The 12623-nt window shown below is 69.6% G+C and carries 12 protein-coding genes; 8 read left to right on the forward strand and 4 right to left on the reverse strand.

Annotated elements, in window-relative coordinates; all coding sequences use genetic code 11:
- Window positions 1–20: 20 nt before the first annotated feature.
- Genes HCC78_RS15810 through HCC78_RS15840 form a run of 7 tightly spaced genes read left to right on the forward strand, consistent with a single transcriptional unit; the run spans window position 21 to window position 6984 of the window.
- Window positions 21–1274, forward strand: coding sequence for an amidohydrolase family protein (locus HCC78_RS15810; RefSeq protein WP_172329761.1), 1254 nt, complete (start codon window positions 21–23; stop codon window positions 1272–1274).
- Entirely contained in the window at window positions 1271–2239 is a 969-nt protein-coding gene (locus tag HCC78_RS15815; protein WP_172329762.1) for an ABC transporter ATP-binding protein, read from the forward strand. Before HCC78_RS15810 ends, HCC78_RS15815 begins: the two co-directional genes overlap by 4 nt.
- Window positions 2232–3212: an ABC transporter ATP-binding protein gene (locus HCC78_RS15820; protein ID WP_172329763.1), complete on the forward strand. Its 981-nt coding sequence runs from the start codon at window positions 2232–2234 to the stop codon at window positions 3210–3212. Before HCC78_RS15815 ends, HCC78_RS15820 begins: the two co-directional genes overlap by 8 nt.
- Before the next feature lie 8 nt (window positions 3213–3220).
- Window positions 3221–3955, forward strand: coding sequence for an SDR family NAD(P)-dependent oxidoreductase (locus HCC78_RS15825; RefSeq protein ID WP_172329764.1), 735 nt, complete (start codon window positions 3221–3223; stop codon window positions 3953–3955).
- Window positions 3955–5364, forward strand: a complete 1410-nt coding sequence (locus HCC78_RS15830; RefSeq protein ID WP_172329765.1) for a dipeptidase — start codon at window positions 3955–3957, stop codon at window positions 5362–5364. Before HCC78_RS15825 ends, HCC78_RS15830 begins: the two co-directional genes overlap by 1 nt.
- Window positions 5361–6251, forward strand: a complete 891-nt coding sequence (locus HCC78_RS15835) for a polysaccharide deacetylase (RefSeq protein ID WP_172329766.1) — start codon at window positions 5361–5363, stop codon at window positions 6249–6251. Before HCC78_RS15830 ends, HCC78_RS15835 begins: the two co-directional genes overlap by 4 nt.
- Window positions 6241–6984: an SDR family NAD(P)-dependent oxidoreductase gene (locus HCC78_RS15840; RefSeq protein WP_172329767.1), complete on the forward strand. Its 744-nt coding sequence runs from the start codon at window positions 6241–6243 to the stop codon at window positions 6982–6984. Before HCC78_RS15835 ends, HCC78_RS15840 begins: the two co-directional genes overlap by 11 nt.
- A 12-nt stretch (window positions 6985–6996) precedes the next feature.
- Here the strand turns inward: HCC78_RS15840 and HCC78_RS15845 are convergent, their stop codons facing one another.
- From HCC78_RS15845 to HCC78_RS15860, 4 genes are all read right to left on the reverse strand, one after another.
- Window positions 6997–8412, reverse strand: coding sequence for an FAD-binding oxidoreductase (locus HCC78_RS15845; protein ID WP_172329768.1), 1416 nt, complete (start codon window positions 8410–8412; stop codon window positions 6997–6999).
- Window positions 8409–9332 (reverse strand): 4-hydroxy-tetrahydrodipicolinate synthase, encoded by a 924-nt coding sequence (dapA, locus tag HCC78_RS15850; RefSeq protein WP_172329769.1) that lies wholly within the window; start codon window positions 9330–9332, stop codon window positions 8409–8411. Before dapA ends, HCC78_RS15845 begins: the two co-directional genes overlap by 4 nt.
- Window positions 9333–9459: 127 nt before the next feature.
- Window positions 9460–10626 carry an alpha-hydroxy acid oxidase gene (locus tag HCC78_RS15855; RefSeq protein ID WP_172329770.1) on the reverse strand — a complete coding sequence of 389 codons (1167 nt, stop codon included), beginning with the start codon at window positions 10624–10626 and terminating at the stop codon, window positions 9460–9462.
- Window positions 10623–11258, reverse strand: a complete 636-nt coding sequence (locus HCC78_RS15860; RefSeq protein ID WP_172329771.1) for a helix-turn-helix domain-containing protein — start codon at window positions 11256–11258, stop codon at window positions 10623–10625. Before HCC78_RS15860 ends, HCC78_RS15855 begins: the two co-directional genes overlap by 4 nt.
- Before the next feature lie 307 nt (window positions 11259–11565).
- Here HCC78_RS15860 and HCC78_RS15865 point away from each other — a divergent pair, with 307 nt between their 5' ends.
- Window positions 11566–12591 (forward strand): TRAP transporter substrate-binding protein, encoded by a 1026-nt coding sequence (locus HCC78_RS15865; protein ID WP_172329772.1) that lies wholly within the window; start codon window positions 11566–11568, stop codon window positions 12589–12591.
- The last annotated feature ends 32 nt before the right edge of the window (window positions 12592–12623 follow it).

A 12623-nucleotide genomic window follows, 5' to 3' on the forward strand; every position in this document is an offset into this window, starting at 1 on the left:
CCCGAGGCAGGAGTTTCCCCATGTCCCATTTCCTGAAGGCCGCGCAGCTGATCGACGGCACGGGCAGCGCGCCGCTTCCCGATCCGCTGGTCCAGATCGGAGGCGGCCGGATCCTGTCGGTCGGGCAGGGGCCTGCACCATCGGGCGCAAAGGTGCAGGAGTTTCCCGGCGGCACCATCCTGCCCGGGCTGATCGAGACCCATTCCCACCTGAACCTGCCCGGCAACGGCCTGACGCTGGAAGAGGCGATGCGCGAGGGCGTGGAGGTCATGCTCGCCACTACCATGGGCAACGCCGCCACGGCGCTGCGCGCGGGCATCACCACGATCCGCGATCTCGGCGCCTTCGGCACCACGTCGATCTCGGCGCGCCGCGCCATCGAGCTGGGCTATGCCGAGGGCGCGCGCATCATGGCCTGCGGCCAGCCGATCACCATCACCGGCGGCCATACCTGGTACATGGGCGGCGAGGCGGATGGCGAGGACGGGCTGCGCCTGAAGGTCCGCCAAATGATCAAGGACGGGGCCGATTTCATCAAGGTGATGGGCTCGGGCGGCGGCACTCTGGGCACCATGGCCTGGCGCCCGGCCTACAGCCTGCCCGAGATGCAGGCCATCGTCGGCGAAAGCCACCGCAACGGCCGCATGGTCACGGTCCACTGCCTCTGCGCCGAGGCCATCGACATCGCCATCACCGCGGGCGTCGACCAGATCGAGCATGCGGGCTTCCTCACCGGGCCGGGCACGCAGAGCTATGATCCCGCCGTTGCCGACCGGCTGGCGGCTTCCGGCATCCCCGTCACCTCGACGCTTGCGGTCTGCGGCACGATCCTCAACGCCTTGCGCGCGCTGGAAAGCCCGCGGCCCGACCAGGTGGCCTTCCTCGACCGCTGGGTGAAGACGCTGGCGATGAACATGGATCACGGCCGCAAGCTGCGCGAGGCCGGCGTGCGCTTCGTTGCCGGGACCGATGCTGGCTGGCGCTACACCTCCTTCGACAGCCTCGTGCAGGAGATGGAGCTGCTGGAGCAGATCGGGATGAGCCGCGGCGAGGCGATCCATGCCGCCACCGGCTTTGCCGCAGAGGCGATCCACCTGCACGGCCGCGGCACCATCGCCGAGGGCATGGCCGCCGACGTCATCGTCACGCCGGGCGATCCGCTCGCAGATCTCGACGCGCTGCGCGACCTCGACCTGATCCTGAAGGACGGCCGTTCCATCGCCCCGGCGGGCCGGGCCGCAATGAACCCGGTCGCGGCGAGCTGCCCGGCATGACGGCAGCCCCGGTCCTCTCGGTGCGGGACCTCCGCACCCATTTCGACACGCCGAAGGGCACGGTCCGCGCGGTCGACGGCGTCAGCTTCGACGTGCCCGAGGGCCGCACCGTCGGCATCGTCGGCGAGAGCGGCTCGGGAAAGTCCGTCACCTCGCTCTCGGTCATGGGGCTGATCGACCCGCCGGGGCGCATCGCGGGCGGCGAGATCCTGTTCCGCGGCCGCGACCTGGCGCAGCTGTCCGAGCGAGAGCGGCAGGCCCTGCGCGGCCAGGCGCTCTGCCTCGTCTTCCAGGACCCGATGGCGGCGCTGAACCCGGTCTACCGCATCGGGCGGCAAGTGGAGGAGACCATCCTCGCCCATCATGCCATCCCCCGCCGCGAGGCCGCCGCCCGCGCGGTGGAGCTGCTGCGCATGGTCGGCATCCCCGACCCCGAGGCGCGGGCGAAGGAATTCCCGCACAACCTTTCAGGCGGCATGCGCCAGCGCGTGACCATCGCCATGGCGATGGCGAACAAGCCGGACCTGCTGATCCTCGACGAGCCGACAACCGCGCTCGACGTCACCATCCAGGCGCAGATCCTCGACCTCGTGCGCGGCCTGACCGGCACCACCGTCATGCTGATCACCCACGACATCGGCGTCGTGCGCGAGATGTGCGACGAGGTGGTCGTCATGTATGGCGGGCGGATCATGGAGCATGGGCCGGTCGCCGAGATCACCCGCCGCCCGCGCCATCCCTACACCGCCGGGCTCCTGGCCTCGCTGCCGTCTGGGCGTCTGCGCGGCCAGCGGCTGCAGCCCATCGCCGGATCGGTGCCGAGCCCGCATGCCATGCCGCCGGGCTGTCCCTTCGCGCCGCGCTGCCCGAAGGCGATGGCGCGCTGTGCCGAGGTCCCCGCGATGGCGGAACCCGCGCCGGGCCACCGCGTCGCCTGCTGGCTGGAGGAGACCGTCCATGGGTAAGCATGTCTCCGAAGACGCTCTGGTCTCGATCCGCGACCTGAAGGTGCATTACGGCGGCAAGGGCGTTCTGGCCTCGCAGCGCGCCGACGTGGTGCGCGCGGTCGACGGCGTGACGCTCGACATCCGCCGCGGCGAGACGCTGGGGCTGGTCGGCGAATCCGGCTGCGGCAAGTCCACCTTGGGCCGGGCACTGATGCGGCTGGAGGACCCGCGCGAAGGCTCGATCCTGTTCGAGGGCGAGGACCTTGCCAAGGCGCGGGGCCAGAAACTCCGGGATCTGCGCAAGGACATGCAGGTCATTTTCCAGGACCCGATGAGCAGCCTCGACCCGCGCATGAAGATCCGCCGGATCATCGCCGAAGGGCTGGTGATCGGCGGCGTGCCGAAGGCGGAACGCGACGCCCGCGTCGAAGAGCTGATCGAGATCGTCGGCCTGCGCCGCGAGCATCTCGACCGCTATCCGCACGAATTCTCCGGCGGCCAGCGGCAGCGGATCGGCATCGCAAGGGCGCTGGCCATGCGGCCGAAATTCGTGGTCGCGGACGAACCCGTCTCGGCGCTCGACGTGTCGATCCAGAGCCAGGTGCTGAACCTCTTGTCGGACCTGCAGGACAGCTTCGGCCTGACCTACCTGTTCATCGCGCATGACCTGTCGGTGGTGGAATACATCTCCGACCGGGTCGGCGTGATGTATCTCGGTCGGCTGGTGGAACTGGCCGACACGGCGGATCTCTATGCCAATCCGCTGATGCCCTATACCCAGGCGCTGCTGTCGGCGATCCCCGACCGCGAGGCCGAGACCGGGGAGGCGCGCATCATCCTGCAGGGCGACGTGCCGAGCCCCCGCAACCCGCCATCCGGCTGCCCGTTCCGCACCCGCTGCTGGCGGGCGGAGGCGGCCTGTGCCGAAACAAGGCCGGAATTGCGCGAGATCCGCCCGCGCCACTGGGCCGCCTGCCATTTCGCGGAGTAAGAGAAGACATGGACATTCGTTTCGACGGTCTCAAGGTGGCCGTCACCGGCGCGGGCCACGGCATCGGCCGCCGCATCGCGCAGGATTTCGCCCGCGACGGCGCCGAGGTGCTGGCGCTCGACATCAACGAAGCCGGGCTGGCCGAAACCGCCGGGCCGGGCATCGCCACGGCGGTTCTCGACGTCACCGACCCGGATGCCGTCGCCGCGATCTTCGCGGAGTTCCCGGCCGACGTGCTGGTGCATTCCGCCGGCGGCGTGAAGGGCCAGGCGGGCCGCCCGGTGGAGGAAATCAGCCTTGCCGACTGGCAGGCCATCCTCGACGTGAACCTCACGGGCGCCTTCCTATGTGCGCAGGCGGCGATCCCGGCGATGAAGGCCAGGGGCAAGGGCCGGATCGTGACGATTACCTCGGGCGCGGGGCTGGGGCCCAGCCTGACCGGCATCCAGGCCTATGCCAGCGCGAAACACGGCGAGGTCGGCCTGACCCGCCAGCTGGCGCATGAGCTGGGGCCGCACGGCATCACCGTGAATTCGGTCGCGCCGGGTTTCGTCCGGTCGAACCCCACGACCGAGAAGCAGTGGGAGGCCTACGGGCCGGAGGGGCAGGACCGGCTGGTCCAGGGCATCGCACGGCGCCGGACCGGCACGCCGGAGGACATCTCCGCCATGGTGCTGTTCCTTGCCAGCGGGCAGGCCGACTGGATCACCGGGCAGATCATCCGCGTGGACGGGGGCAAGTGATGGCAACCCTGATTGAGACCACCGAGGCGGCGGCGCTGGCGCGCAAGGCCGAGGTGCAGGACCGCATCGCCCGCTTCGCCGCCATTCCCAGCGTGTCGACCGACCCGGTCTATGCGCCCTTCATGCGCCAGGCCGTGGAGTTCCTGACCGGCTACCTGCGCGACATCGGCTTCGGCGCCGTGACCGTCAACGAGACCCCGGGCCATCCGATCGTCACCGCCGAGTGGATGGGCGCGCCGGGCGCGCCGACCATCCTGGTCTACGGCCATTACGACGTGCAGCCGCCCGACCCTCTGGAGGCCTGGCTGACCCCGCCTTTCGAGCCCGCGGTGCGCGACGGCCGCCTCTACGGCCGCGGCGTGTCGGACGACAAGGGTCCCCTGCTGGTCGCGCTCGGCGCGATGGAGGCCTGGCTGGCCGCGGGCGGGCTGCCGGTGAACGTCAAGCTGATGGTCGAGGGCGCAGAGGAGATGGGCAGCGCCCATCTGGAGGAATTCGTCGGGGCCAATGCAGACCGGCTGGCCGCGGATTTCCTGCTTTCCGCCGACGGCGCGATGTGGCGGGCCGACCTGCCCAGCGTCACCGTGGCGAGCCGCGGCATGTGCGCGCTGAACGTCCATCTCAAGGGCGCGGCCAAGGATCTGCATTCCGGGCGCTACGGCGGCGGCGTTCCGAATGCCGCGCAGGTGCTGATGCAGCTCTGCGCGACGCTGCATGACGATCAGGGCCGCGTTGCCGTGTCCGGCTTTTACGACGGCGTGACCCCGCCGGATGCGGCGCAGCGCGCGGCGCTTGCCGCGCTGCCCTTCGACGAGGCGGCCTTCCTGGCCGGGCTGGGCGTCAAGGCGCCCGCGGGCGAGGCGGGCTACGGCTTTCTCGAGCGCAACTGGCTCAGGCCCACCCTGGAGGTGAACGGGCTGAAGGCGGGCTATACCGGCACCGGCTTCAAGACGGTGATCGGGGCGGAGGCGGAGGCCAAGCTGTCCTGCCGCCTCGTGCCCGGGCAGAGGCCGGAGCGCATCCTCGGGCTGCTGAAGGACCACCTGCGCCGCCATTGTCCGGACACCGTCGCGCTGCGCTTCGAGGAAAAGCCCGGCGGCGCGCATCCCTCGATCATCGCCGAGGACCATCCCGGCGTGCGGCTGGCGCTGGACATCCTGTCGGAAACCTCCGGCCAGACGGCGCGCTGCGTCCGCATGGGCGCGACCATCCCGATCGCCGAGATGGCGCAGCGGGTGCTGGGCATGGGGACGGTGTTCTTCTCCTTCTCCACCGCCGACGAGGATTACCATGCGCCGAACGAGTTCTTCCGGCTGGCGCGGATGGAGGAAGGGCTGACCGCCTGGACGCGCTATCTGGGGCGGCTGGCGGAGATCGATTTCGGCAAGGCGAAGGAGGCGGCGGAATGAACGCGCAGGAACCCTGGCAATGGGACGAGAGCATCTGGCGGGGCAAGGTGGAGCGGGTGCGCGCAGGACGCCCGCTGAAGCCCGCCGCCTGGCCGGACGGCAAGCGCTGCGCCGTGGCGCTGAGCTTCGATGTGGACCATGACACGAACGAGCTGCGCGACGGCGGCGAGAGCATCGGCGCGATGAGCCGCGGCCAGTACGGCAACCGCCAGGGGATCCCGCGGATCATGGACCTGATCCGCCGCCACGACCTCCGCGCGACCTTCTACGTGCCTGCCGTCGTGGCGCTGCTTTACCCGGGCGAGACGCGGATGTTCGCCGCCGAGGGCCACGAGGTCGGCATCCATGGCTGGATCCACGAGCGCAACTCGATCCTGCCCGAGCCCGCCGAACGCGACCTGCAGATGCGCTCCGCCGACACGCTGGAGAAGGTCGCGGGCATCCGCCCGGTCGGCATCCGCACGCCGAGCTGGGATTTCTCGCACCACACGCTGGAGATCACCCGCGACATGGGGCTGCTCTATGACAGCTCGCTGATGGCCGATGTCGACTGCCACGAGCTGCTGCTTGACGGCGAGGATTGCGGCGTGGTCGAGCTGCCGGTCGAATGGATCCGCGACGACGCGGTCTATTTCAACATGAACCGCTTCTCGGCGCTGCGCCCCTACACCCCGCCCGAGGGCGTCTTCGACATCTTCCGCCGCGAATTCGAGGCGGCCCATGCCGAGGGCGGCATCTTCCAGCTGACCATGCATCCCCATGTCATCGGCTACCGCTCGCGCATCTGGATCCTCGAGGAGCTGGTGCGGCTGATCAGGACCAAGGGCGATTGCTGGATCGCCACCCATGCCGAGATCGCCGCCTGGGCGAAAGACCATGCCGCCTGAGCGCAAGGTCGCCATCGTCACCGGCGGCGGCCGCGGCATCGGCCGGGGCTGCGCGCTGGACCTGGCCGCGAAGGGCGCGGATGTGGTGCTGGTCGACCTGATCTCCGGAGATCTCGCGCGCACCGCCGCCGAAATCGAAGCGCTCGGCGCGCGGGTGCTGACCTATGAGGCGGATGTCGCGGACCACGCCGCCGCCGCCCGCATCGCGGGCGAGGTGCACGGGCGCTGGGGGCGGCTGGACATCCTGGTCAACAACGCCGACAAGTCGCAGCCCAAGGGCATCGGCGAAATCACCGAAGAGGAATTCGACCGCACCATCACGGTGAACCTCAAGGGCGCGTTCAACTGGACGCAGGCGGTCCTGCCCGTGATGGCAACGGGCCGGATCGTGATGATGTCGAGCTACAATGCCTACACGGGCGGGGTCACCAGCGCGGTCAGCCGCTTCGCCTACACGGCGGCCAAGGCCGGGCTGCTCGGCATGACCCGGGCGCTGGCAAAGGAGCTGTCGCCGCATGTCCTCGTCAACGCGGTCTGCCCCGGCGTGATCCGCACCGAGCTGACCGGCGCGATGATCGGCGGCCGGGAGGCGGAACTGACGGCCGGGATCAGCCTGGGACGCATGGGCACGCCTGCCGACGTGGCACAGGTCGTGAGCTTCCTGGCGCTCTCCGAGCCCTGCTTCGTCACCGGCCAGGACATTTCTGTCGAGGGCGGCCAGTGGGTGACCTGACCGCCCGGCGCATCACTCCGGGACGACGCGCCCCGGATTGAGGATCCCCTTCGGGTCGAGCGCGGCCTTCACCGTCCGCATCAGCCCCAGCTCCACAGGCGCCTTGTAGCGGCGCATCTCGTCCAGATGGATCGAGCCCACGCCATGCTCCGCGCTGAAGGTCCCGCCGAGGCCGTGCGCGATGTCATAGGCGCGGCGGTCCAGATCGGCCTGCGTGGCTTCCGGATCCGGTTTCGCCGCCCAGTCCGCATGGGAGAACATCGCGATCCAGTGCAGGTTGCCGTCGCCGACATGGCTGACCACCACCTGCTCGGCCTCCGGCCAATACTCGGCCAGCATCGCCTCGGCCTCTGCCAGGAATTCGCCGATCCGCGCCACCGGCACCGCGATGTCATGGGTCAGCCCCATGCCCTCGCGGACATTCGCCTCGGTCACGGTGTGGCGCTGCGCCCAGATCGCCTCGCGCTGGCGCTCGTTCTGGCCGATCACGGCGTCGACCAGCGTGCCGTTTTCCAGCATCGGCTCCAGCGCGGCGGTGAGGCTGTCCAGCATCTCCTCCTCGCTGCGCCCGCCCACGACCTCGACCAGAAGCGACCACGCCGCGCCGTCGGGCAGGGGCAGGGAGAGCTGCGGGAAATGCCGCTGCACGATGCGGATCTGGCTGGCGGAGAGCAGCTCCAGCGCGTCGACTTCGCCGGGAAAGGCGGCGCGCATCGCCTGCGCGGTCGCCAGGACCTCTGCGGTGCCGGTGAAGTAAAGCTGCGCCGTCACCCGCGAGCGCGGCCGGGCGAACAGCTTCAGCGTCGCGCCGGTGACGATGCCCAGCGTGCCTTCGGTGCCGATCATCAGCTGCTTGAGGTCGAGCCCGGTATTGTTCTTGCGCAGGGACCGCAGCCCGTTCCAGACCGTGCCGTCGGCCAGGACCGCTTCGACCCCCAGCACCAGATCCCGCATCGGCCCGTAGCGCACCACCGCCGTGCCGCCGGCATTGGTGGCGATGTTGCCGCCGATCTGGCAGGTGCCTTCTGCGCCCAGCGAAAGAGGAAACAGCCGGTCCGCGGCTTCCGCCGCCTCCTGCACCGCTTGCAGCGTGACGCCCGCATCGACGGTGATGCTGTCATCCTCCGGACTGACCTTGCGGATGCGGTTGAGGCGTCCGAGGCCCAGAACGATGCCCGCGCCGGAGGGCCCCGGCACGGACCCGCCGCAGATGCCGGTATTGCCGCCCTGCGGCCAGACCGGGGTGCCGGTCCCGTGGCAGAGGCGCAGCACGGCAGAAACCGCCTCCACCGTGCCGGGCAGCACCACCGCCCGGGCGCGGCCGGAATAGCGGCGGCGCCAGTCGGTGAAATGCGGCTCCATCTCGGCCCCGCCGGTCAGGACCACGGTATCGGGTATCGCGGCAAGCCGCGCGTCGAAGCTGGTCATGCCGCTTCTCCGGTTGCCAGAGCGGCGCTGCATTCGGCCTCGATCTGCAGTGCGGCGGGCAGAACGTCGCGCAGCCGGGCGACGGTGTCCGGACCCGCGCTGCGCAGCGGCGGCAGCGGCGCGCCCTGCGGCTGGCCGAGGATCTCCAGCGCGGCGCGCAACGGTCCGGGATTGTGCTCGGCATAGAGCGCCGCGACCGCGGGCATCAGCCGCCGGTGCAGAACGGTCGCTTCCGCCATCCGGCCCGACGCCGCCAGCCGGTGCAGCAGCGCCCAGGCCCGCGGGAAGAGGCAGGAGGTCGCCAGCACGCCGCCCTTTGCCCCCATCGCGACATGGACGGGATAGACGTTTTCCTCGCCGGTCAGGATGTCGATCTGCGCCCCGGCCAGTTCCACCACCTTCATCTGCTGCGGCAGGCTGGGCGAGCAGGCCTTCATCGCCGTCACCCGCGTCTCCGCCGCCAGCGCGGCCACGGTTTCGGGCGCCAGGTCGATGCCGGTGCGGTAAGGGATCTCGTAGAGCATCTGCGGAAGCGAGGACGCGTCCGAGACAGCCTTGTAATAGTCGACGATGCCTGCCTGGGTGGGGCGCGCGTAATAGGGCGTCACCACCATCAGCATGTCGGCCCCGGCCGCTTCGTAGGCGCGGGCGGCCTCCAGCGTGTCGCCGATGCCGGGCGAGAGGATGCCCGCAATCACCGGCACGCGGCCCGCCGCGGCGTCCAGCGTCGCTTCCAGCATCTCCTGCCGCTGCGCCACGCTCAGCGCCGTTGCCTCGCCCGTGCCGCCGATCGGGGCCAGTCCCGCGGTGCCCGCCGCGATCATCGACTCCGCCAGCGCGGCGACGGCCTTGCGGTCGATGCGGCCGGTCTCGAGAAGCGGGGTCGGGGTGGCGGTGACGATGCCCGAGAGTCGCAGCATTGGGGGCGGTCCTTCCTGTTGTCCTGCTCCCGTTCTGCGCCGCCGTTGCCGGTCAGGAAAGCGGAAACCGTTTCCTATAGGATAAAATGTGTCGCAAAACGAACGACGCCGGTAAAATGCCCGGATTTCAGGCGACGCGGCGGGCAGCGGGCGCGGCCATTCCGGGCAGATCCGCCTGGTGGAGCCCCGACAGGATCATCGCCTCTTCCAGTTCCTGCAGCAGGCAGCCGAGCGCGGTTTGCGCGCCGTCCTCGCCGGCTGCCGCCAGCCCCCAGAGCGGCAGCCGCCCGGACATCACCCCCGCGGCGCCGGCATGGAGGTACTTGAGAACGTCCAGCCCGTGGCGCACGCCGCTGTCGGCCATCACCGCGATCCGGCCGCCGACGGCCCCGCAAATGTCCGGCAGCAGGTCCAGAACCGCCGGGCAGGCATCGAAATTGCGGCCGCCATGCGAGGAGACGACGATGCCATCGGCGCCGATTTCCGCCGCTTTCACCGCGTCTTCCGGCGCGCAGATGCCCTTCAGCAGCAGCTTGCCGGTCCAGCGGTCGCGGATCCGGGTCACGGCATCCCAGTCGCGCGGCGGAGCGAAGCCGACGCGCGGGTCGCCGGAGGCGCGGGTCAGGGTGGGGCGGCTGCCTTCGGGATAATGGCCATAGGCCGGCATGCCGCCGCGCAGCAGCTCCGGCAGAATCACCCGGGCCGCCCAGGGGGCGTGCAGCGCCACGTCCAGCATGGTGCGGGCGGTCCAGCGGAAGGGCATGCCGAAGCCGCGCCGGTCGTTCCAGTCCTTCCGGATCGGGACCGGCGTGTCGAGCGTCGGCACCAGCACCTCGGCGCCCTGGCCGGCGGCGTGGCGCATGAGGCCGAAGGTCAGCTCCTCGTCGGCCCAGGAATAGAGCTGCATCCAGATCGCCGCCTCGGGAACTTCGGCGCGGATCGCCTCGATCGGCGTCACCGACTGGGTGGAGAGGCAGACCGGCAGGCCCAGCCGCGCGGCGGCACGGGCCATGCGGATCTCGCCCGCGCGCTCCACCAGCCCGGCCAGCGCGGTAGGGGCGATGACGATCGGTGCGGCCATCGCCGTGCCGAGGATTTCCGTTGCCATGACAGGCGGTTCCGCGCCGCGCAGCACCTTAGGGACGATGGTCGCCGCATCCAGGCGCTCCCGGTCGCGGGCCAGCGACAGTTCCGAGGCGACGCCGCGGTCGATATAGTCGAAGACGCCCCGCGGCAGGCGGCGGCGGGCAATGGCGCGCCATTCGGCGAAGCTGCGCGGGGGCAGGGGCGTCATGCGGTCATGACCCAGACGACTTCCGCATCCTCGGGGCCGACCGAGGTCCAGGCATGGCCCGCGGAGGCGTCGTAATAGACCGAGTCCCCGGGACCCATCTCCAGCGGCTGGTAGGCCGAGGTGTGCAGCAGCATCCGTCCCTTCAGCACCATCAGGAAGACCTCGTCATCAGAGCGCGGCAGGGCGGGATAGTCGGCTTCCAGATCCCGCGCGGTCACCTTGGTCAGGACCGGCACCATCTTCTTGTTCTTCATCTCGGCGCAGAGCAGCACGTTGTTGCAGCTCTTCGAGGTATGCGGCGTGCCCTGGCCCGCCCGCGTCACCACGCGGCGGCCCTGCACGGCCTCGCTGCGCTCCGTCTCGGCGAAGAGCTGGGACATCTCGATGCCGAGCCCGGCGACGATCTTCTGCAGGGTCGCCACCGTCGGCGAAAGCTCGCTGCGCTCGATCTTGGACAAGGTGGAGGCGGCGACGCCCGAGGCCCGGGCCAGCGATTGCAGCGACATGGCGCGTTCGCGCCGCAGCGTCTCGATCTGCCGCGACAGCCCGTCTTCGGCTTGGCCGGGGCGCCTGCGCAGGGCGGCCGAAGCCGGCTCGGCCGTTCCCATGAGGTCGTTCCCCTCGCTGTCCATCCGCAGACCCTTTCCTTGCCCTTGCTGTCCAGACGATAGCGAGGATGGAGGCGGCATTTCCACTATCCGAAACAGCAGGCCCGACAGATTCTGCCTGAGATCGCCATTGCAGCCCTCGAAATGGGCGTTCCGGCAGCATTTATGCCTAATTAGCAGGCTAAAAATGCGCCACTATCCTGTAATATCGTAGCCTTTGCGAAAAATTGTTGACGAAAATGCCGGTCCGGCCAGCATCGGTGAGACCAAGACAACGAGACAGGCCCGGCCCGGCGGCCGAGGCCGATCCGGCAACAGGAAGGACCGACCCATGCTGCTCAATTCCCTCAAGGCAGGCACAATCGCTGCGACCTTCGCGTTGGCAGGCGCGCTGGCCCCGGTGCAGGCCGACACGATCCGCATCGGCACCGTCGACGGCGAAGGCAACCTGCTGGACAATGTCTACTGGGCCTATACGGAGGTCTTCGACTCCATCCTGAAGGCGCAGACCGGCGGCGAATACGAGCTGCAGGTCTTCCCGAACGGCCAGCTCGGCGATCTGGAGTCGATGCTGGAGCAGGTCGCGCGCGGCTCGCTGCAGATCGTGGCAGGCATCAGCGCAGGCCACCTGCAGGCCTATACCGACATCGCCGCCGTGCTGGAAATGCCCTACGTCTTCCCCTCGACCGCCGTCGCGCGCGAGGTCATGGACGGCAAGTTCGGCAAGGACCTGTCCGACCGCATCGCCGAGGAGACCGGCGTGCGCATCATTTCCTACCTGCCGTCCGCCTTCCGCAACTTCTCCAGCTCGACCAAGCTGATCAAGTCGCCCGAGGACATGGCGGGCATGAAGATGCGCACCCAGCAGATCCCGATCCACGTGGCGATGGTCGAGGCGCTCGGCGCCAACCCGACCCCGATCGCCTGGTCCGAGCTCTATTCCGCGCTGCAGACCGGCGTGGTCGACGGCCAGGAGAACGCGCCCTACACCATGCTGATGGCGAACCTTCAGGAAGTGCAGAAGTTCTACACGCTCGACCATCACCTGCTGAACATGCCGATCGTGGCGATGAACGAGGACTACTACCAGTCGCTGCCCGACGGCGTGAAGGCGACCATCGACGAGGCGGCAGGCGAGGCGGCCTTCGCGCTTCTCGGCATCGTCAAGGCCAAGGAATCCCAGGACCTTGCCGTGATCGAGGATGCCGGCGTCGAGATCTACCAGCCCTCTCCGGAGGAATTCCAGATGTTCGTCGACAAGGTGCAGGCGCCGGTCGAGACCATCCTCGCCGACATCGTCGGACAGGACCTGATCGACGAGCTGAAGGCGGCCGTGGCCGACGCCCAGGCCGAGTGAGGCCGCCTTGCCCCGCGCCCCGGCTTTCCCCT

The organism is Mangrovicoccus sp. HB161399 (genome assembly GCF_013184745.1).
In the GTDB taxonomy this organism is placed as follows: Bacteria; Pseudomonadota; Alphaproteobacteria; order Rhodobacterales; family Rhodobacteraceae; genus Mangrovicoccus.